The organism is Roseomonas sp. F4 (genome assembly GCF_053891155.1).
Genome location: NZ_JBSSHK010000004.1, coordinates 203,781 through 225,400, shown reverse-complemented (window position 1 = coordinate 225,400; position 21,620 = coordinate 203,781). Strand labels below are relative to the sequence as shown.

18 protein-coding genes are annotated in these 21,620 nt (G+C 68.2%); 3 read left to right on the top strand and 15 right to left on the bottom strand.

Translation table 11 applies throughout. From position 1 onward, the window contains the following. Positions 1-3 precede the first annotated feature (3 nt). The 15 genes from ACVFYP_RS17485 to ACVFYP_RS17415 form a co-directional block, all read right to left on the bottom strand. Complete coding sequence (locus tag ACVFYP_RS17485) at positions 4-741, bottom strand: hypothetical protein (protein WP_499201479.1); 738 nt, start codon at positions 739-741, stop codon at positions 4-6. Beyond that, a complete protein-coding gene (locus tag ACVFYP_RS17480; RefSeq protein WP_499201478.1) occupies positions 731-1,528 on the bottom strand; it encodes an FAD binding domain-containing protein in 798 nt (265 codons plus the stop codon). The genes ACVFYP_RS17485 and ACVFYP_RS17480 overlap by 11 nt, the downstream gene beginning before the upstream one ends. 17 nt (positions 1,529-1,545) lie before the next feature. Beyond that, positions 1,546-3,933 (bottom strand): xanthine dehydrogenase family protein molybdopterin-binding subunit, encoded by a 2,388-nt coding sequence (locus tag ACVFYP_RS17475; protein WP_499201477.1) that lies wholly within the window; start codon positions 3,931-3,933, stop codon positions 1,546-1,548. Positions 3,934-4,032: 99 nt separating this feature from the next. Continuing rightward, positions 4,033-4,539, bottom strand: a complete 507-nt coding sequence (locus tag ACVFYP_RS17470) for a (2Fe-2S)-binding protein (RefSeq protein ID WP_499201476.1) — start codon at positions 4,537-4,539, stop codon at positions 4,033-4,035. 110 nt (positions 4,540-4,649) lie between these two features. Beyond that, a complete protein-coding gene (locus ACVFYP_RS17465) occupies positions 4,650-5,696 on the bottom strand; it encodes an ABC transporter ATP-binding protein (RefSeq protein WP_499201475.1) in 1,047 nt (348 codons plus the stop codon). Then, positions 5,693-6,685, bottom strand: a complete 993-nt coding sequence (locus tag ACVFYP_RS17460) for an ABC transporter ATP-binding protein (protein WP_499201474.1) — start codon at positions 6,683-6,685, stop codon at positions 5,693-5,695. The genes ACVFYP_RS17465 and ACVFYP_RS17460 overlap by 4 nt, the downstream gene beginning before the upstream one ends. A gap of 5 nt (positions 6,686-6,690) precedes the next feature. Further along, complete coding sequence (locus ACVFYP_RS17455; RefSeq protein WP_499201473.1) at positions 6,691-7,599, bottom strand: ABC transporter permease; 909 nt, start codon at positions 7,597-7,599, stop codon at positions 6,691-6,693. Beyond that, positions 7,596-8,537: an ABC transporter permease gene (locus ACVFYP_RS17450; protein WP_499201472.1), complete on the bottom strand. Its 942-nt coding sequence runs from the start codon at positions 8,535-8,537 to the stop codon at positions 7,596-7,598. The genes ACVFYP_RS17455 and ACVFYP_RS17450 overlap by 4 nt, the downstream gene beginning before the upstream one ends. 75 nt (positions 8,538-8,612) lie before the next feature. Further along, complete coding sequence (locus tag ACVFYP_RS17445) at positions 8,613-10,217, bottom strand: ABC transporter substrate-binding protein (protein ID WP_499201471.1); 1,605 nt, start codon at positions 10,215-10,217, stop codon at positions 8,613-8,615. A gap of 164 nt (positions 10,218-10,381) precedes the next feature. Beyond that, entirely contained in the window at positions 10,382-11,962 is a 1,581-nt protein-coding gene (locus ACVFYP_RS17440) for an ABC transporter substrate-binding protein (RefSeq protein WP_499201924.1), read from the bottom strand. Positions 11,963-11,975: 13 nt separating this feature from the next. After that, a complete protein-coding gene (locus ACVFYP_RS17435; protein ID WP_499201470.1) occupies positions 11,976-13,535 on the bottom strand; it encodes an ABC transporter substrate-binding protein in 1,560 nt (519 codons plus the stop codon). Between the two features lie 59 nt (positions 13,536-13,594). Continuing rightward, positions 13,595-15,187, bottom strand: a complete 1,593-nt coding sequence (locus ACVFYP_RS17430; RefSeq protein ID WP_499201469.1) for an ABC transporter substrate-binding protein — start codon at positions 15,185-15,187, stop codon at positions 13,595-13,597. A gap of 107 nt (positions 15,188-15,294) precedes the next feature. Then, positions 15,295-16,896, bottom strand: coding sequence for an ABC transporter substrate-binding protein (locus ACVFYP_RS17425; RefSeq protein WP_499201468.1), 1,602 nt, complete (start codon positions 16,894-16,896; stop codon positions 15,295-15,297). Positions 16,897-17,019: 123 nt separating this feature from the next. Next, complete coding sequence (locus ACVFYP_RS17420) at positions 17,020-18,534, bottom strand: aldehyde dehydrogenase family protein (protein ID WP_499201923.1); 1,515 nt, start codon at positions 18,532-18,534, stop codon at positions 17,020-17,022. A 2-nt stretch (positions 18,535-18,536) separates the two neighbouring features. Beyond that, positions 18,537-19,385: an NAD(P)-dependent oxidoreductase gene (locus tag ACVFYP_RS17415; RefSeq protein WP_499201467.1), complete on the bottom strand. Its 849-nt coding sequence runs from the start codon at positions 19,383-19,385 to the stop codon at positions 18,537-18,539. A 132-nt stretch (positions 19,386-19,517) separates the two neighbouring features. Here ACVFYP_RS17415 and ACVFYP_RS17410 point away from each other — a divergent pair, with 132 nt between their 5' ends. From ACVFYP_RS17410 to ACVFYP_RS17400, 3 genes are all read left to right on the top strand, one after another. Next, positions 19,518-19,985, top strand: a complete 468-nt coding sequence (locus ACVFYP_RS17410) for a GtrA family protein (protein ID WP_499201466.1) — start codon at positions 19,518-19,520, stop codon at positions 19,983-19,985. Between the two features lie 121 nt (positions 19,986-20,106). Continuing rightward, entirely contained in the window at positions 20,107-21,063 is a 957-nt protein-coding gene (locus tag ACVFYP_RS17405) for a glycosyltransferase family 2 protein (protein ID WP_499201465.1), read from the top strand. 174 nt (positions 21,064-21,237) lie between these two features. Continuing rightward, a complete protein-coding gene (locus tag ACVFYP_RS17400; RefSeq protein WP_499201464.1) occupies positions 21,238-21,618 on the top strand; it encodes a hypothetical protein in 381 nt (126 codons plus the stop codon). Positions 21,619-21,620 lie beyond the last annotated feature (2 nt).

The following is a 21,620-nucleotide window of genomic DNA, read 5'->3' as shown; positions in this document are numbered from 1 at the left end:
GGGTCAGGCGGCGATGCCGGCCGGCAGCCGGCGCGGCGCGGGGCCTTCCATGGCTTGCCTCTGCGCCAGCGTGGTCTGCACCAGGCGATTGAAATGGGGGAAGTCGCGGATGAGATAGGCATGCGCCTTCTCGTCCACCTGCTCCAGATTCAGGGCCATCCCGGGCGCCTTCAGCCAGAGGCTGAACAGCCGCTGCATGGCGTCGATATCCATCGGGTGGCGGCTGTGCAGCACGGTCAGCACCGCCCGCCGCGGGCCGGGCGGCAGCTCATCCAGATTCACCCGCTGGGGAATGCGCAGGATATTCGTGCGCAGCGTGTCCCAGGCCAAGGCCGCGGCGGAATCGAGATTGACCTGGGGGTTGGAGACCACGCAACTCGCCCCCAGCTCCATCGCCCAGCGCAGCGCGGCATAGCCGGCCATGGAGGATCCGAAGAACAGGATGCGCGCGGGATCGTAGCCCTGCACCAGCTCCCGCAGCAGGGCACCGAAGCGGGCGCCGCCGTCCTGGTACAGGTAGTAGCCATTGGCGGGGTCGCGGAAGGCCAGGATATCCATCGGCAAGCGCCGATGGATCGCTTCCAGCGAGGCGTAGCGCGCACCGTTGTTATGGGTGGCGAAGGTGACGATCAGCCGGCGATCGGTATTGGCCGGATTCGGGACGTGCAGGTGAAGGATGCCGTCGGTGGCGCGTTCGTGCCGCGCCACCAGCTCGTCATGGGACAGATGCTCAGCCGGCATCCACCACCGCGCGCTTGGCCATGACCGTGACCAGATGCGCGCGATATTCGGCGCTACCATGGATGTCGCCATTCATCAGGCCGGCATCGACCTTCACGGCGGCCACGGCATCCGGCGACCAATTGGCCGAAAGCGCGGCTTCCATCGCCTTCTCGCGGAACACGCCGTTGGACCCGGCGCCGTTCACCGCCACGCGCACGCCCGCCGCGCCCTTGGCAACGAAGACGCCGGCCATGGAATAGCGGCTGGCCGGGTTGCGCATCTTGGCGTAGCCGGCCTTTTCCGGGATCGGGATGTGGATCGCCGTCACCAGCTCCCCGACTTCCAGCGCCGTGGTGAACATGCCGTTGAAGAACTCATCGGCCGGGATGGTGCGCTTGTCGGTCTGGATGCTGCCGCCCAGCGCGAGCAGCGCAGCCGGATAGTCGGCGGAGGGGTCATTATTGGCGACGGAGCCGCCCATGGTGCCGCGGTTGCGCACCTGGGTGTCGCCGATGGTGTTTGCCATGGCGGCCAGCGCGGGGATGGCGGCCTTCACCTCAGCGGAGGTCGCGACCTCGAAATGCTTCGTCAGGGCGCCGATCACCAGCTTGTCGCCCTCCCGCTTCACACCGCGCAATTCGGCGATGCCGGAGAGGTCGACCACGGCGGTCGGCTTGTTCAGCCGCAGCTTCAGCGCCGGCAGCAGGGTCATGCCGCCGGAGATCGGACGCGCTTCGGGATCGGAGGCCAGGATCTTCACGGCATCCGCGACCGAGGCGGGCTTGTGGTAGGCGAAATCATACATGGTCCCGAATCCCCTCTCTATTCCGCCGCGAGCCTGTGGCTGTTGACGATGCCCCAGATCTTCTGCGGCGTCGCCGGCATTTCCACATGGCGCACGCCATAGTCACGCAAGGCATCCACCACCGCATTCATCACCGCCGGCGGCGAGCCGATGGCCCCCACCTCCCCGCATCCCTTCACCCCAAGCGGGTTGTGGGTGCAGAGCGTGACATGGGTGGCGACGCCGACATCCGGAAGATCGCCGGCCCTCGGCATGGTGTAATCCATGAAGGAGCCGGAGACGAGTTGCCCAGAGGCATCATAGATCGCCGCTTCCAGCAGCGCCTGGCCGATGCCCTGGGCGACGCCGCCCTGCACCTGGCCTTCCACGATCATCGGATTGATGACCCGGCCCACATCATCCACGGCCGTGAAGTTCACCACCTCCGTCCGCCCGGTATCCGGGTCGATCTCGACCTCGCAGATATGGCAGCCGCCGGGATAGGTGAAGTTCTTCGGGTCGTAGAAGGCCGTCTCCTCCAGCCCCGGCTCGATCTCGTCGATCGGGTAGTTGTGGGGGACGTAGGCGGCCAGGCTGATGTCCGTGAGGCTCTTGGTGCGATCCGTGCCGGCAACTCGAAAGGTGCCCTTTTCGAACTCGATATCCTCGACGCTGGCTTCCATCAGATGGGCGGCGATGCGCTTGCCCTTGGTGATGATCTTGTCCATCGCCTTGTCCATCGCGGACCCACCGACGGCCAGGGACCGGCTGCCATAGGTGCCCATGCCGAAGGGGACCTTGGCGGTGTCGCCATGCACGATGTCCACATTCGCCGTCGGCACGCCGAGTTTTTCCGCCACAAGCTGGGCGAAGGTGGTCTCATGCCCCTGCCCGTGGCTATGTGCGCCGGTCAGCACCGTGACACTGCCGGTCGGGTGCACACGGATGGTGCCGACCTCATAGAGCCCCGCCCGCGCGCCCAGACTGCCCACCACAGCGGAGGGCGCGATGCCGCAGGCCTCCACATAGGTGGAGATGCCGATGCCGCGCAGTTTTCCACGCCCCTTGGCCTCCGCCCGCCGCGCCTCGAAATCCGCCCAGCCGGCCGTCTCCAGGCAGGCCGCGAGCGTCGAATGGTAGTCGCCACTGTCATATTGCAGGGCGACCGGCGTCTGGTAGGGGAACTGGTCCGGGCGGATGAAATTGCGCCGGCGGAAATCGACCTTGTCGAGCCCGGCCTCAGCGGCCGCGACATCCATCAGCCGCTCCAGCAGATAGGTCGCCTCCGGCCGCCCGGCGCCGCGATAGGCATCGACGGGGACGGTGTTGGTGAAGACCGCCTTCACCTCCGCATAGATCACCGGCATGGCATACACGCCGGAGAGCAGCGTGGCGTAGAGATAGGTCGGCACGCAGGGCGCGAAGGTGGAGAGATAGGCCCCCATATTCGCCAGCGTATGCACCTTCAGCGCGAGGATTTTCCCTTCCGCATCCAGCGCCAGCTCAGCGGTGGAGACATGGTCACGGCCATGGGCGTCCGACATGAAGGATTCGGACCGCTCACAGGTCCATTTGATCGGCCGCTTCACCTTGCCGGCGGCCCAGGTGACGATGGCTTCCTCGGCATAGTGGTAGATCTTGCTGCCGAAGCCGCCGCCCACATCGGGCGCCACCACGCGCAGCTTGCTCTCCGGGATATGCAGCACAAAGGCGCCCATCAGCAGCCGGATCACATGCGGGTTCTGGCTGGTGGTGTAGAGGGTGTAGTCGCCGGAGAAGCTGTCGAAATCGCCGATGGCCGCGCGCGGCTCCATGGCATTCGGCACCAGGCGGTTGTTCGTGGTCTCGAACTTCACCACCCGCGCGGCGCGGGCGAAGGCGGCTTCCTGCGCCGCCTTGTCGCCAATGTGCCAGTCGTAGCAGAGGTTGCCCGGCGCCGCCTCATGCAGCTGGGGCGCACCCGGCTGAAGCGCGGCCTCGGTGCCGGAGACGGCGGGCAGCGGCGTGTAGTCGACGATGATGGCTTCCGCCGCATCCCGCGCCTGGGACTTCGTCTCCGCGATCACCACGGCCACCGGGTCGCCGACATGGCGCACCCTGCCGAGGGCCAGCGCCGGGTGCATCGGCTCCGCCATCGGGGAGCCGTCCTTGCTGTGAATCTGCCAGCCGCAGGGGATGCCGCCGATGGACTCGGCCGCCATGTCCTCCCCCACGAAGATCGCCTTGACCCCCGGCATCGCCTTGGCGGCGGAGGTGTCGATGCGGTCGATGGTCGCGTGGGCATGCGGGCTGCGCAGCATCACGGCATGGGTCTGGCCCGGCCGGTTCAGGTCATCCACATACTGGCCGCGCCCCACCAGGAACCGGAAATCCTCCTTGCGGCGCAGGCTGGCGCCGATGCCCTCGAAGGGCGTCACCACGTTCATTGCTTGATTCCTCCCCGTCGCGTTGCAACAGGCTGGCCCGCCGCGGTGCCCCCTCTACCGGGGGGCTAAGTCCGCGGAGCACCCAACCGGAGTCCCGGCTTACTCGGCGGCCGCGCGCACCAGTTCCGGCACGCGGCCCTGCATCACATCCTGGGCGGCGGCGATGGCCTTCACGATGTTGTGGTAGCCGGTGCAGCGGCAGAGGTTGCCCTCCAGCCCTTCCCGGATCTCCTTCTCGGACATGCCATCGGGGTGCTTCTGGACCAGATCGATGGCCGACATCACCATGCCCGGGGTGCAGAAGCCGCACTGCAGCGCGTGATATTCCCGGAAGGCTTCCTGCATCGGGTGCAGCGTGCCGTCGGCGGCCGCCAGGCCCTCGATGGTGGTGATGTCGCTGCCGTCGCACTGGACGGACAGGATGGTGCAGGACTTCACGCTGTCCCCGCCCATATGGACCACGCAGGCGCCACACTGGCTGGTATCGCAGCCGACATGGGTGCCGGTGAGGCGAAGCTGTTCCCGCAGTGTCTCCACCAGCAGGGTGCGGGCCTCGACCTCCACCGTGTGTTTCGTGCCGTTGACCGTCAGTGTCACCTGCGGCATCGCGCCTCTCCCCAGATTTGGCCTCTGCGGCCACCGATTGGGGGGCCGCCCTGATGAGGGGAGAGTCGTCCCGGCACCGCGCCTCGTCAAGCGTGGCGATGGCGAAACCGTCAGGCGACGGCGAGAAGCGCCGCGCCCTTGGCCCCTGCGAGTGGGTTTTCCGCCGCCGGACGGTCATGCAGGTGGCAGGCGCTGACATGCCCCTCCCCCAGCGCATCCGCCACGGGCCGCAGCACCGGCTCCTCCACCCGGCAGCGGTCGAAGGCATAGGGGCAGCGGGTGTGGAAGCGGCAGCCCTTGGGCGGGTTGATCGGGCTGGGCACGTCGCCCTTCAGGATCACCCGCTGGCGCTGGACGCCCGGCGTCGGCTGCGGCACGGCCGAAAGCAGCGCCTCCGTATAGGGATGCTTCGGCGCACCGAACAGGCTGCGCCGCGGCGCCACCTCCACGATCTTGCCCAGGTACATCACGGCGACGCGATGCGTCATGTGTTCCACTATGGCCAGGTCGTGGCTGATGAACAGCATGGCCAGACCGAGTTCCTTCTGCAGGTCCTGCAGCAGGTTGACGATCTGCGCCTTCACCGAGACGTCGAGCGCCGAGACCGCCTCGTCGCAGATGATCAGGTCCGGCTCGCCTGCCAGGGCTCGCGCGATGCCGATACGCTGCCGCTGGCCGCCGGAGAATTCATGCGGCCAGCGATTGATGGCATCCTTCGGCAGCCGGACCTTGTCCATCAGCGCGACCAGCCGCGCCTCCAGATCGGCCGAGTTCTTTGCAATGCCGAAATTGCGGATCGGCTCGGCCAGGATGTCGCGCACCCGCATGCGGGGGTTCAGCGAGCTGAAGGGGTCCTGGAAGACCACCTGCATCCGCCGGCGCATAGGCCGCAGGGTGCCGCTCGGCATATCGTCGATGCGGGTGCCGTCCAGGATCACCTGGCCATCGGTCAGCGGGAACAGCCGCAGCAGCGCCTTGCCGACGGTGGACTTGCCGCAGCCGGATTCGCCGACCAGCGACAGCGTCTCCCCCTTCGCGATGTCGAAGGAGATGCCATCCACCGCATAGACCTTCGCGGTGACGCCGCCGAAGAACCCGCCATGGATCGGGAAGTGCTTCTTCAGGTCATTGACCTGCAACAGGGGCGCGGTGCTCATGCGGCGAGTGCCCCTTCACGCAAGGCATAATGGCAAGCGGCGACATGGCCCGGCGCCTTCTCCTCCAGCGCCGGCGCCACGGCGGTGCAGAGGTCGGTCGCATGCGGGCAGCGGCTGGCGAAGACGCAGCCGGGGATCTTCTGCTTCAGGCTCGGCACCAGGCCGGGGATTTCCGCCAGCCGCGTCGCCTCCCCGGTCAGCGAGGAGCCGAGCTTCGGCACGGAGCCGAGCAGGCCCTGGGTGTAGGGGTGCCGCGGGCTGCGGAACAGGTCGGCCACCGGCGCCTCCTCCACCTTCTTGCCCGCATACATCACCACCACACGCTCCGCGACTTCGGCCACCACGCCGAGGTCATGGGTGATGAGGACGATGGCGGCGCCGACGCGGTGCTTCAGGTCGCGCATCAGATCCAGGATCTGCGCCTGGATGGTCACGTCCAGCGCCGTGGTCGGCTCATCCGCGATCAGCAGCTTCGGATTACACGCCAGGGCGATGGCGATCATCACGCGCTGGCGCATGCCGCCCGAAAGCTGGTGCGGATATTCCCGCACGCGGCGCTTGGCTTCCGGGATGCCGACCAGGTTCAGCATTTCCACCGCCCGGTCCTCCGCCGCCTGGGCGGACAGGCCCTGGTGCAGGCGCAGCGTCTCGCCGATCTGGCGGCCTACCGTCAGCACCGGGTTCAGGCTGGTCATCGGCTCCTGGAAGATCATGCTGATCTCGTTGCCGCGGATCGCCCGCATCTCCTTGTCGGAGGCTTCCAGCAGGTTGCGGCCGTTGAAACGGATGGCGCCGGCGATCTTGCCGGGCGGCTCCGGGATCAGCCGCAGGATGGACATGGCGGTCACGGACTTGCCGCAGCCGGACTCGCCCACGATCGCCAGCGTCTCCCCGGCATTCACATGGAAGGAGACGCCATCGACGGCACGGTTGATGCCGTCCGGCGTGCGGAAATGCGTCTGCAACGCATCGACTTCGAGAAGTGCCATGGGGATCAGAGCCTCTTGGCCATGCGCGGGTCGAGCGCGTCGCGAAGACCATCGCCCAGCAGGTTCACGGCCAGCACGGTGATGGAGAGGAACAGCGCCGGGAAGAAGACGATATAGGGCTTCACCTGCCAGAGCGCCCGGCCCTCCGCCATGATATTGCCCCACGACGGGATGATCGGCGGCGTGCCGGCGCCGATGAAGGACAGGATCGCCTCCGTGATCATGGCGCTGGCGCAGATATAGGTGGCCTGCACGGTCAGCGGCGCCAGCGTATTCGGCAGGATGTGGCGCAGGATGATCATCGGCGTGCGGGTGCCGGAAGCGACGGCCGCATCGACATAGGGCTGTTCACGGAGCGAGAGCACCACGCCACGCACCAGACGCGAGACGCGGGGAATCTCGGCAATGGTGATGGCCAGCACCACATTGCCCACGCTGCCGCGGGTCAGCGCCATCAGCGCGATCGCCAGCAGGATCGAGGGGATGGACATCATGCCATCCATGATCCGCATGATGATGCTGTCCGCCACCCGGATGAAGCCAGAGATCAGGCCGATGAACAGCCCGATGGCGGAGGCGCAGATGGCCACGGCGAAGCCGACGGTCAGCGAGACGCGGGCGCCATACAGCACGCGGGAATAGATATCCCGCCCCAGCATGTCGCTGCCGAACCAGAACTGCGCCGAAGGCTCACGCGTGCGCAGCGCCGGCGCCAGCGACGTGGGGTCGCGGGTGAAGAGGAAGGGCGCGAAGACGGCAATGCCGATCATCAGCAGCACCAGGAAACCACCGATGGCGATGGTCGGGTTGCGGCGCAGGAAGCCCAGGGCGCCACCACGCGCGCGCACCGGCGGCATGATGTCCTGCATCGGCACCGCGGCGTTCACGCCGGGTGGCAGAGTGGTGGTGCTCAATACCGGATCCTCGGGTCGAACAGGGTGTAGGCCAGGTCGATGGCAAGGTTGACCAGCACATAGACGAAGCTGAACAGCAGCACGACGCCCTGTATCACCGGGTAGTCGCGCCGCAGGATGGCATCCACCGTCAGGCGGCCGAGGCCCGGGATGGCGAAGACGCTTTCCGTCACCACGGCGCCGCCGATCAGCAGCGCGATGCCGATGCCGATGACGGTGATGATCGGCACCGCCGCGTTCTTCAGAGCATGCACGAAGAGGATGGCCCGCTGGCCAAGCCCCTTGGCCTTGGCCGTGCGGATATAGTCCTGCTGCAAAACCTCCAGCATCGTGGCGCGGGTGATGCGCGCGATCAGCGCGATATAGACCGAGCCGAGCGCGACGGCGGGCAGGATCAGGTTCTGCAACCACGGCCAGAAGCCGCGGGAGAAGGGCGTGTAGCCCTGCACCGGCAGCCAATCCAGCTCCAGCGCGAAGATATAGGCCAGCACATAGCCCACGACGAAGACGGGCACGGAGAAACCGAGCACCGCGAAGGCCATCACCGCGCGATCGATGGTGGTGCCTTGCCGCCAGGCCGCCACCACGCCCATCGGCACGGCGATGCTGATGGCCAGGATCAGCGTGACGATCATCAGCGAGAGCGTCGGCTCGATGCGCTGCTGGATCATGGTGCTGACGGGCAGGTTGGTGAAGATCGACACGCCGAGGTCACCGCGCGCGATGTCCCAGACCCAGGCGCCGAAGCGCACCAGATAGGGGCGGTCGAGGCCCAGGCTAGCGCGGATGCGCTCCACATCATCCGGCGTCGCCTGATCTCCCGCGATCACCGCCGCCGGATCACCCGGGGAGATGTAGAGCAGCGAGAAGACGAACAGCGCGACGATCGCCATCACCGGGATGGTGGCGAGTACTCTTCGGACAATATAGGCGAACATCCGCTTCCCCAGACCTTTCAGTTCATCCAGCCATCCGGGCCATGGCGCATGCCAGGGCCCGGACCACGCGCGGGATCAGGTTTTGCTGACACCCCAGACGAAGGGGATCGGCCCCTTCACCACGCCGGAGACGTTTCGCCGCCAGGCCTGATAGCTCAGGAAGAAGCCGGTCGGTGCATAGACCACCTCCTCCATCGCCGCCCGGTTCAGGCGCCCGATCGCGGCGCGCTCCTCCTCGATGGTCGAGGCGGCGTACCAGTTGGGCACCTCCGCCTCCACCGCCGGGATGGTCGGCCAGCCGAACCAGGCGCCGTCACCATTGGCGCGCACGGCGTTGTAGCTTGCCGGGTTGATGGCATCCGCGCCCGCATGCCAGGTGTGGAACATGCTCCAGCCGCCCTGGCCGGGCGGGTTCTTCATCGCGCGGCGCTGGCCCGTGGTGCCCCAGTCGGTCGCCACGAAATCGACGTTCATGCCCATGCGCTTCAGCAGGTCGGCGGTGACATCGCCGAGCGCCTTGGTGATGGGCTGGTCCTGCGCCACCACGCAGGTCACAGGCTCATTGTTGTAGCCAGCCTCGGCCAGCAGGCGCTTGGCGCCATCCAGGTTGCGCGGCCCCTTCAGGATGTCGCCGCCTTCCTCCGTGTACAGCGGCGTGCCCGGCGTGAAGAAGCCCGGCAGCGGCTTCCACAGATTGGCATCGCTGCCCACCAGGGCGGTCATGTAGTCTTCCTGGCTCATCGCCATCAGCACGGCGCGGCGGATGCGCACGTCGCTGAACGGCTTGTGCAGGTGGTTCATGCGGAAGCTGCCGATATTGCCCAGCGGGTCCGCGATATCGACCATGATGTTGCGGTTGCGCCGCAGCAGCGGGATCAGGTCCGTGATGGGGTTTTCCCACCAGTCGATCTCACCGTTCTGCAAGGCGGAGGAGGCGGTGGCCGGGTCCGGCATCACCACCCATTCCACGCGATCCACCATCATGCGCTTGCCGCCGGCGAGCCAGCTCGCGGGCTCGTCGCGCGGCACGTAGCCATCGAACTTGCCGAACACCGCGCGCGCGCCGGGCACCCATTCGTCGCGCAGGAAGCGCAGCGGGCCGGAGCCGACATATTCGTTGATCTGGGTGAAGCTGTCGAAGCGGGTGGCGATACGCTCCGGCATGATGAAGCACATCGGCGTGGCATTCTTGCCCAGCGCCATCATCATCTTCGGGAAGGGCACCTTCAGCGACCAGCGGAAGGTCAGGTCGTCCACCGCCACCAGCTCGTTCTGGATGGTGCGCAGCAGCTGGCCCATCGGGTCGCGCGGCATCCAGCGGTTGATGGAGGCGACCACATCGCGCGCCCGCACCGGCTCATTATCATGGAAGCGCAGGCCGCTGCGCAGCTTGAAGGTCCAGACCAGCCCGTCGGAGGAGGTGGTCTCCCCCTCCACCATCTGGCGCTGCGGGACCAGCTTGTCGTCGAAGCCGTAGAGCGTGTCCCACACCATGACGGAGGCGTTGCGGACGACGTACTGGGTGCCCCAGATCGGGTCGAAATTGGCCAGGTTGGCCTGCGGCACGAAGCGCAGCGTGCGGGCATTGGCGCCCTGCGACAGGGCCGGGGCGGCATAGCCCCCTGACGCCGCCACGGCACCGGCCGCGGCGCCGGCCTTGAGAAACGACCTACGATCCATTGTTCTGATTCCCTTGCCCCCAGCCGCCCCTATTCCGGGCAGACTGCCTTATCCCTGTGCGGCACGCCAGCGTCCCCGAGCGGTTCCCCCCCGGACTGCGCACCTGCCTTCGTTGCGGTGCACATCCCGTGCCATTCCCGGCAAGGCAGCGATGCCGTGCCGGATCAGGCGCGGCGGACGCCCCAGAACAGGGCCGGACCGCCCTTCACCACGCCGGTGATGCTGCGGCGATAGGCCATGCGCGGCAGCACCTGGCCGAGGGGGATGAAGGGCACCTCCTGCCACACCACGCGCTGCATCTCCGCCGCGATCCGCTGCTCCGCGGCCAGGTCGGGCGCCTCGAACCAGGCCTCGCGCAACTCCTCCAGCCGCGGAATCGTGGGCCAGCCGGCCCAGGCGGCGCTGCCATGGCCGCGGATCGGCTGATGGCTGCCGGGGACGGAAACATCGAAGCCTTCCCAGGTGGTGCAGAAGGCGCTCCAGCCGCCCTGGTCCACGGGGCCGCGATTGGTGCGACGCTGGATATGCGTGCCCCAATCCATCGCCTGCAGATCCACATTGAAGCCGATGCGGGTCAGCAGGTCCGCCGCCACCACGGACAGGTTCTGCAGCACCGGGATATCCGTGCCCGAGAGCATCGCCACCCGCTGCCCCGCATAACCCGATTCGCGCAGCGCCCGCTGCGCCGCCGCCAGGTTGCGCGGGCCGGACAGCACCTCGAGCCCGGCATCATTCGCCAGCGGCATGCCCGGCGTGAAGGCGCCGGCCGGCACGCGGGACATTTCGGGATCCGTGCCGATCGACGCATCCATGAAGGCACGCTGGTCGAGCGCCGGCAGGATGGCGCGGCGCACCGCGACATTGTCGAAGGGCGGGTGCAGGAAGTTGAAGCGCAGCACGCCGAGATTGCCGGCGCCGTTCACCAAGTCCACCACGATGTCGCGGTTGCGGCGCAACAGCGGCAGCAGGTCCGCCAGCGGCGTCTCCCACCAATCCACCTCGTTGTTCTGCAGTGCGGCGGCGGCGGTGGAGGGATCTGGCATCACCCGCCATTCCACGCGGTCGAAGTTGACGGGTTTGCCGCCCGCCATGAAATCCGTGGGCTCGTCGCGCGACACATAGCCATCGAACTTTTGGTAAAGCACGCGGTCGCCGGCGCGAAATTCGTCGCGCAGGAAGCGGAACGGGCCGCTCCCCGTGAAATCCTGGATCTGCGTAAAGGGATCGGTCTGCGCCACCCGTTCCGGCATGATGGCGCAGATATTGGCCGACGGCTTTCCCAAGGCGAAGGCCAGCCCCGGCCAAGCCTTCTTCATGCGGATTTCAAAGCGCGTATCGTCGATCGCGCGCATGCCATCCAGCAGCCCATCCAACCGCTGGCCCAGCACGTCCCGCTTCGACCAGCGCGCGATGGAAGCCACACAATCCCGCGCCAGCACCGGCGCGCCATCATGGAAGCGCAGCCCGGGGCGCAGCGTGATGGTCCAGCGCCGCCCTTCGTCGCTGATCTCATGCCCCGCTGCCATCTGCGGCTTCGGCTGGAAACCGGCGCCGAGGCCATAGAGCGTGTCGTAGATCATCAGCCCGTGGTTGCGCACCACCACGGCAGTGGACCAGACCGGGTCGATATTGGAGAGGTTGGCCTGCGGCACGAAGCGCAGGGTGCTTGCCGCCACCTGCGCCGACGCCAGGCGGGGCGCTGCCAGCGCCGCACCTGCCGCACCGAGAACGCCACGCCTGGTCATCTGCATCATGGGATCACGCCTTGCCGATGTTCCAGAACACGGTGGCCGGCGCGCGGAACACGCCGGTGACGTTGCGGCGCCAGGCGCTGGGCTGCCAGTAGAAGCCGAGCGGGATGTAGTACATCGACTCCATCGCCTTGGCGTTCAGCTGCTCCGCGATGCGGCGGCTCTGCGCCGGGTCGCCGGCCTCCACCCACTCGCCGCGCAGCCGTTCGATCTCCGGCACATCCGGCCAACCGAACCAGGCATTCGCCGCATTGGCGCGCAGGAACAGGTGATACACCGGCAGCGACAGCGACTGGCCGGCGGAGGTGGTGTGGATGATGCTCCAGCCACCGCGTTCCACCGGTTCCTTGCTGGCGCGGCGCTGCACCAGCGTGCCCCAGTCGGTGGAGATCACCTCCAGGTTCATGCCCATGCGCGTCAGCACATCGGCGGTGACCAGCGACAGCGCATTGATCTGCGGATAGTCGCCCGGCGCGATCAGCACGACCTTTTCGCCATTGTAGCCGGCGGCCGCCAGGGCTGCCTTGGCACGCTCGATACTGCGGGTCTTCAGCACCTCGCTGCCATTTTCATTGGCCAGAGGCGTGCCGCAGGTGAAGACGCCCTCGCAGACGCCCCAGCCATCCGGGTCATTGCCGGCGACGGAGCGCAGATAGTCGCGCTGGTCCACCGCCATGGCGACCGCACGACGGATCGCGGGATTGTTGAAGGGCGGCTGCAAGGTGTTGAAGCGGCAGACGCCATAGGTGCCGTCCAGCAACCGCTGCTGCACCACCATTTCCCGGTTCCGGCGCATCAGCGGCAGCAGATCGTGCAGCGGATATTCCCAGTAGTCCTGCTCGCCCTGCATCATCGCATTGGCGCTGGTCGCCGGGTCGGTGATGATGGTCCATTCGATGCGGTCGATATTCGGGCGGCGCCCGCCGGCCAGGCCATCCACCGCCTCGGACCTCGGCACATAGCGCTCATTCTTCGCCCAGACGGCGCGCTGGCCCGGGTTCCACTCGCCGGGCACGAATTTGAACGGGCCGCTTCCCACCGTGTCGCGGATCTGGGTGAAGGCGTCCGTGCTGGCGATGCGTTCCGGCATGACGAAGCAGGGAAACTGCGTCTGGCCCAACGCCATGGTCAGCAGCGGTACCGGCCGGTGCAGGCGGAAGCGGAAGCGGCGATCATCCATCGCCTCCACTTCCGCGACATTGGCGCTGAGCACCTGCATGAAAGGATCGCGCCGCGCCCAGCGCTTGATGGAGGCGACGGCATCCTTCGCCAGGACCTTCTCCCCATCATGGAAGGCAAGGCCCTCGCGCAGCGTGAAGGTCCAGGAAAGCTGGTCGTCGGCGACGGTCCAGCCTTCCACCATCTGCGGCTTGATGTCGCCGTTGCTGTCCTGGGCGCAGAGCTGGTCGTAGAGCATGAAGGCATGGTTGCGAGTGACCACCGCGGTGGTCCAGACCGGGTCCACCGAGGTCAGGTTCGCCTGCGGAATCACCCGCAGCACGCGCTGCGCGCCACCCTGCGCCGACACCACGCTGGGGGCCGCCACTGCCGCGGCCGAAGCCGCCATCAATCCGCGCCTGCCAATCATCCGTCAGTCTCCCTGTTTCAATGATGCCAGTCGCAGCCTCAGTCGCGCTTGATGCCCCAGTACAGCGCGAGGCCCGGCACGCGACCCGAAAGATTGCTGCGCAGCGCGGTCAAAGACAGGTAGGCGCCAACCGGGATGTAGGGCAGCTCGTCCATCGCCACCTCCTGCATCTCACGCCCCAGGCGCTGTTCCGTGGCCACGTCCGGCGCCTCGAACCAGGCGTCGCGCAACTCCTCCAGCTTCGGAATGGTGGGCCAGCCGAACCAGGCGCCGGCGCCATTGCCGCGCAGCGGGAAATGCGCCGCTGGATTGGCGAAGTCAAAGGAGGAGAAGGCGGTGAACAGCATGCTCCAGCCACCCGCCGAAACCGGCTCCCGCGACGCACGGCGCTGCACGGTGCTGCCCCAGTCGGTCAGTACGATGTCGGCGTTGAAACCCATGCGGCGAACCATATCCGCGCCCACCTGGGTCATGGCCGAGGGCGCGAGGATGTCGGTCGGGCCGATCAGGCGCATCAGCTCGTTGTTGTAGCCGGCCTCCTGCATCAGTGCCTTGGCGCGGTCGATGCTGCGCGGCCCGGTCAGCGCACCCATGGCGGCGTCATTCGCCAGCGGCGTGCCGGGGGTGAAGAAGCCGGTGGCCGCGTCGAAATGGGCCGGATCGGTGCCGACGATCGCCTGCATGAAGTCGGACTGGCTGACGGCCGGCAGCAGCGCCTGGCGCATCTTCTTGTTGTTGAAGGGCGCGTGCAGATGATTCACGCGCAGAATGCCGGTCAGCGGCAGCGGGTCGATCGCCTCGATCCGCACATTGCGGTTGCGGCGCAGAAGCTGCTGGATCTCCGGCGGCGGCTGCTCGTACCAGTCGATCTCGCCGGTCTGAATCGCGGCGGCGGCGGTCGCGGCATCGGTGATGATGTGCCATTCGACGCGATCGAAATTTACGATCTTCGGCCCCGCCGTCAGGCTCGGCGTGCCGCTGGTCACCGGCACGTAATCGGCGTTGCGGGTGTAGACCACCATGGAGCCGGAATTGTACTCATCCGCCTTGAAGCGGAACGGCCCGCTGCCGACCGTCTCCCGGATCTGCGTGAAGGCGTCGGTGCTGGCGATGCGTTCCGGCATGATGAAGGCCGGGCTGTTGGAGACCTGGCCGAGCGCTGCGAACAGCAGTGGGAAGGGCCGCTTCAGGCTGAATTGCAGCCGCTTGTCATCCAGCGCGCTCAGCTCATCCGTCAGCGTCGCCAGCTTCTGGCCGAAGGGGTTGCGCTTCATCCAGCGCGCGACGCTGGCCACCACATCCTTTGCCAGAACCGGCGTGCCGTCGTGGAACTTCAGCCCGTCGCGCAGCGTGATGATGATGCGCCGGCCGCCATCCTCCGACACATGGCCCGCGGCCATCTGCGGCTGCGGGCGGAACTGCGCGTCCAGCCCATACAGCGTGTCGTAGATCATATGGCCGTGGTTGCGGGTGATATTCGCCGTGGTCCAGACGGGATCGAGGCTGGTGAGATTCGCCTGCGGCACCATCTTCAACACGCGATTCTGCGCCGGCTGCGCGATGGCGAAGCGCGGCAATGCGGCGGTGCCCGCCACAGCCGCGCCCGTCTTCAGCAGGTCCCTGCGAAGCATACTGATCTCCCGTTCAAGCCTTCCCGAGAACGGATCAGACCAGCCCTTGCCGCATCCCGCAAGCCGTAACCGCGCGGGAGGGAGCGCCCGCCCCCTCCCCGCGCCTCTCAGCCGCGCTGCACGTTCCAGAACAGCGGCAGGCCCTTCAACACGCCGGTCAGATCGCGCCGATAGGCCGTCGCCTGGAAGTACTGGCCGAGCGGCAGATAGGGCACTTCCTGGAAGGCGACTTCCTGGATCTGCCGGCCCAGCGCCTGCTGCGCGGCCAGGTCCGGCGCTTCGAACCAGGCGGCGCGCAGCTCCTCGATCTTCGGGATGGTCGGCCAGCCGAACCAGGCCTGCTGGCCATGGCCGCGCAGGCTCTGGTGCACGCCCGGATTGAACATGTCGAGGCCGGACCAGAAGGTGAAGAACATGCTCCAGCCGCCGCGGTCCCCGGGCTCCCGGCTCGCGCGCCGCTGCACCACGGTGCCCCAGTCGGTGGAGATGTAATCCACATTCATGCCCGCGCGCCGCAGCATGTCATTGCCGACCTGCGCCAGAGCGTTCAGCGAGGGGAAGTCGGAGGCCGCGATCAGCGTCACCTTCTCCCCATTATAGCCGGCGGCCGCGAGATCCGCCTTCACCTTGTCCATGTTGCGCGGGCTGGTGATGGCCTCCAGCCCGGTATCGGAGGCGAGCGGCGTGCCCGGCGGGAAGAAGCCGATGCCCTCGCGCCAGAGGCTGCGATCCGTGCCGATCACTGCGGTCATGAAATCCGCCTGGTTGATGGCGCCGAGCAGGGCGCGGCGGACCGCCGGCTTGTCGAAGGGCGCATGCAGGTGGTTGAAGCGGGCGATTGCGAGAAGCCCGGTCGGGTCCGGAATTTCCAGCACCACATTGCGGTTCCGCCGCAGCACCGGCTGCAGGTCGCCGGTCGGCTGCTCCCACCAATCCATCTCGCCGTTCTGCAGGGCGGCGGAAGCCGTCGCGGCATCCGGCGTCACATGCCACTCCACGCGGTCGAACTTCGCGACCTTCGGCCCGGCGGTCCAGCTCGCCTCGCCGCCCGTGCGCGGCACATAATCCGCGAAACGCTCATAGACGATGCGCGCGCCCGGCACGCGTTCGCCGGCCACGAACTTGAACGGGCCGCTGCCGATCAGATCGCCGCGGATCGGCGTGGCGGGGTCCTGGCTGGCGAGCCGTTCCGGCATCATGAAGGCAACGGGGGTGGAGGGCTTGCCCAGCGCCTCGAACAGCAGCGGGAAGGGCCGCTTCAGGCGGAACAGGATGGTCTTGTCGTCGGGTGCCGCCAGCTCATCCGTCTGCGTCATCAGCACCTGGCCCAGCGCGTCGCGCGCCGCCCAGCGGCGGATGGAGGCGACGCAGTCCTTCGCCGTCACGGCCGTGCCGTCATGCCACTTCAGCCCGTCGCGCAGCGTGATGGTGACGCGCTTGCCGTCATCCTCCACCGTATGGCCCTGCGCCATCTGGGGCTGTGCCTTGTAGTCGGAATCGAAGCCGTACAGCGTGTCCCAGATCAGATAGGCGTGGTTGCGGGTGACATAGGCGGTGGTGACGATCGGATCGACCACGGCCAGATCGGCCTGCGGGATGAACTTCAGAACCCGCGCGGCGGCGGGCGTGCCCTGGCCGAAGGCGGGCGCGCCGAGGGCGGAGGCACCAAGCGCCGCACCGGCGCCGGTCAACAGGTGGCGTCGCAGCATCTTCTTCACTCTCCAGACGTCTGGCGCGGTCTCGCGCCGCATGAACCCGCGCGGCGGGGCGCCGCGTGAAACCTCGGGCGACAGGGAACAGTCTTCCCCGTCCCGATGCAAGCACCGCAACAATCAGGCGGGACGATGGCCAAAGCCGAGCGCGGGCGTCTCCGCCGTCTCGATCCAAACCGCCTTGGACTGCGTGTAGGCGGCCAGGGCCTCCAGCCCGGAAGACCTGCCATGACCGCTGGCACCGAAGCCGCCAAAGGGCACGGAGACATGGATGGTGCCGTAGCCATTCACCCAGAAACTGCCCGCCCGCACCCCCGCCGCCACGCGATGCGCCCGGCCAAGATCGCGGGTCCAGACCGCGCCGGCCAGGCCATAGGGGGTGGCATTGGCCAGCGCCACGGCCTCCGCCTCATCGTCGAATGGGATGGCCGCGACAACGGGGCCGAAGATTTCCGTTTGCGCCGCACGGGCGTCATGGGACAGGCCGGCGAGGATGCTGGGCATCACCCAGAAGCCATCTCCCGGCAGGTTTTGGGCGCGCGGCGAGGCCAGAAGCTGCCCGCCTTCCGCCACGCCGGCCGCCACCATTTCTGTCACATGGGCGAATTGCCGGGCGGTCGCCACCGGCCCGACCTCGGTCGCCAGATCCAGCGGATCGCCCAGCCGGATTTTGGTGGAGGCTTCGGCCAGCATGTCCACGAAACGGTCATGCACCGATCTCTGTACCAGCAGGCGGGACCCGGCGACGCAGCTCTGGCCGCTGCTGGCAAAGATGGCCTGCTGCGCGCCCTGCACGGCGGCGGGCAGGTCGGCATCGGCAAAGACGATATTGGCGGATTTGCCGCCCAGCTCCAGCACACAGGGAATCATCCGCGCGGCGCAGGCCCCGGCGATGCGGCTGGCACTCGCCGCGCCGCCGACGAAGGTCACCATCGCCACCTCCGGCGCCGCCAGCAGCGCCTCCCCGCTGGTCGCCCCCAACCCCGCGACCACCTGCACCAGCCCGCGCGGCAGCCCCGCCTGCACCGCCAGCAGCCCGAAGGCCAACGAGGTCAGCGGGGTATATTCCGATGGCTTCAGCACCACCGCATTGCCCGCCGCGATGGCCGGCAACACGTTCCAGCCACAGGTGAAGATCGGCGCGTTCCAGGGCGTGATCGCGAGCACCACGCCCATCGGTTCCCGCCGGATGATAACGGTATGGCCGGAGGGCACGGGCACCGTGCGCCCCTCAATCTTGTCGCACCAGCCGGCCCAGTATTCCGCCATCTCCGCCACGCGCGCGACCTGCGCCCGGCAGTCGCGCAGGGGCTTGCCGGCATTGGCGGATTCGAGCCGCGCCAGCGCCTCCGCATGCTGCCGCAGCAGCGCGCCCAGCGCCCAGATGCGCCGGCCGCGTTCGGCGGCGCTCAGCGCCATCCACACTCGCTGCGCCTGGGCCGCACCTTCCGCCGCCTGGCGCGCCACATCCGTGCCGGCATCGGCATAGCTGGCCATCACCTGGCCGGTGGCCGGGTCCTGCAAGGCGATCGTCGCCCCCTGCCCCTCCAGCACCTCGCCCTGCACCACACTGCCGATACGCCCGCCGAGCAGCCGCGCCACTTCCTCGGCCAGCACCGCCTTGGCATCGAACATGCTCACGCGCCCCCCAGGATTGCGGCGGCGACGCGGTTGAAATCGGCGGCGTCCTCGACCTCGCTCGTCTCCCACCGCGCCACGGCCGCCTCGCAGACCGGAAGCTCCGCCCCGACATCCAGGGCCAGCGCCTGGGCCAGCCGCACATCCTTCCGCATCAGCCCGGCCGAGAACCCCGAATCGAAGCCGCCCGTCAAAATCCAGCGGGGAAAATTCACCTCCGTGGCGGCGGAACGGCCGGAGGCGGCGTTGACCACCGGCAGCAGCGCCTCCGGCGCCACACCGGCCAGTGCGCCGAGGCGCAGCGCCTCCCCGGCCACGGCCAGATGCGTCGCGACCATCAGGTTGTTCACCAGCTTGGCCACCTGCCCAGCGCCCGCGGCCCCCACATGCACCAGCTTTGCCGCCACCAAGGCCAGGGCCGGACAGGCGCGTTCAATGGCCGCCGCCTCGCCCCCGAGCATCATCGCCAGCGTCCCCGCCGCCGCCCCGGCCGGCCCGCCGGAGACCGGCGCATCCAGATAGTCCACCCCCCAGTCGGCCGCCGCCGCCGCGAAGCGCCGGGCGGCCTGCGGGTCGAGCGTCGAGGTATCGGCGATGACGGCGCCCTTCGGCAGCGCCGGCAACAGCGCCAGCAGCACCGCCTCCACCGCGCGGTCCTGCGGCAGGGAGAGCAGCACGACCGGTGCCGCGACGCCTTCCGCCGTCTCCGCCAGCGTCACCCCCCGGGCTTGCGCCGCGGCGCGGCGGCCGGCATCCAGGTCGAAGCCCAGAACCTCCACGCCTTGGTCCACCAGCCTCCCGGCCATGGCCAGGCCCATCTGCCCCAGCCCCACGACGCCGATCCGCATCCGCCTGCCTCATTCCCATTCGCCGCGAAGGCTCGCAGCCCATCCGGCTGCCGGCAAGCTGCCGCCTTTTGGTCACGCTGCGGTGGTTTGACGGTTCGGACAGCGTCCCCAACTGACGCCCATGGAAACGACATGCCCGCACGCAACGCCGCCGAAACCCTGATCGCGCGAACCCTCATGGCGCGTCTGGGGCCGGCACGCCGCGACGGGCTGCTGCAATTCCTGCGCTTCGGCGTGGTCGGCACGGTGGGATTCGTGGTCGATACCGCCGTGCTCTATGCGGGGCTGGCGCTGGGACTCGGCCTCTATTCCGGCCGCGCCGTCTCCTATGTCGCGGCGGCGACGACGACCTGGGCGCTGAACCGGGCCTGGACCTTCCGGGATTCGGGCCAGGCGCCGGCGGCGCGGCAATGGGCGCTGTTCCTGCTGGTCAATCTGATCGGCTTCGCCTGCAATTACGGCACCTACGCCGCGCTGATCGCCTTCGTGCCGCTGGTCGCCGCCCATCCCGTACTGGGTGTTGCCGCCGGCGCGCTGGCCGGCATGGTCGGCAATTTCTGGCTCTCGCGCCGCTTCGTCTTCAAGGCAGCAACCGCATGACCCCAAGCCGTTGCACCACCTGCGGCCGGCGGCTTCGCCGGCCGAGCGGCCGGATGGCCGCCGCCGCCCCTGCGGCGAAGCCAAGCGCGCGGAGCGCGCGCCCGGCGTTTGAGGGCCTGAGATGACCCCCCGCATCGCGGTGTTGATCCCCTGCTACAACGAGGCCGTGGCGATCCCGCGCGTGGTCGCCGGCTTCCGCGCCGCCCTGCCCGGCGCCGCCATCCATGTCTATGACAACAACAGCCAGGACGGCACCGTGGAGGCCGCGCGCGCCGCCGGCGCCCTGGTGCGGCGAGAGGCACAGCAGGGCAAGGGCCATGTGGTGCGCCGAATGCTGGCCGACATCGAGGCCGATTTCTACGTGCTGGTCGATGGCGACGACACCTACGATGCCGCCGCCGCGCCGGAGATGCTGCGCCTCGCCATGGCGGAAAAACTGGACATGGTGACGGGCACCCGCGTCACCGAGACGGAAGCCGCCTACCGCCCCGGTCATGTCCTGGGCAATCTGGTGCTGACCGGCATGGTGCGGGTGATCTTCGGCAACCGCATCACCGACATGCTCTCCGGCTACCGCGTCTTTTCCCGCCGCTTCGCCAAATCCTTCCCGGCCCTGGCCGAGGGCTTCGAGACCGAGACCGAATTCACCGTCCATGCGCTGGAACTGCGCATGCCGGTGGGCGAGGTGCCGACCACCTATCGTGCCCGGCCGCCCGGCAGTGAATCCAAGCTCAACACCTGGCGCGACGGCTTTCGCATCCTTGGCGCGATCCTGCTGCTGGTCCGCCGGGAAAGGCCGTTGCCCTTCTTCGCCCTGGCGGCGCTGATGCTGGCGGGGCTGGGCGTCGGGCTGGCCGTCCCGGTCCTGCACACCTTCTTCGCCACCGGGCTGGTGCCCCGGCTGCCCACCGCCATCCTGTCCATGGGGCTGGTCCTGCTGGCCTTCCTGTCGCTCGCCTGCGGGCTGATCCTGGATACTGTGACGCGGGGACGGATGGAGGCGAAACGGATGGCCTATCTCGCCATCCCGGCGCCCGACTTCCCGGAGGGCCCGGAGCCACCGACCGCGGCCGCATGAGCAGGCCGCCACGGGCGGCATCGGGACTGGCGGAATGATTTCATTAGGATGTCTCTTGCTATAGATTTGGGTGGCTGCCAGTCCCCTGCTTCCTAGCCGGCACGCCTTACGGACAAAAACATGTCTACAGATTCCGTCACGGGTCCGTCGCCAACCGGCGCGGCGGCGGCCCGCTTGTCCACAGCGCGCCCGATCGCGCGCCTGTTGCCCGATGCCCTGCCCCAGCCCTGCCTGGAAGCTTTTCTCTCCGGCCAGCCCGACGAGCGGCTGCGCGACCTGCTGGCCTTCGCCCTGGCGGTGGAGACCGGCCCGCCCGCCGATCGCGACGCCCTGCGCGCCAAGGCGGAGGCGGAGCTGGACGCCATGGCCTTCCGCCGCCTGCACAACCAGGTGGAGGCCATCCGGCTTGAAGCGGCGCGGGAACAACTGGCAGGGCTGCGCGGCGGCCCCGGCTTTCTCCGCCTGGTCGCGGCACAGCTGGTGGCGCTCGGCCTTGTCGCCGGGCTGGCCCTGTTGCTCTGGCGCCAGGGGCTGCTGCCCATGATCGGGATCTGAGA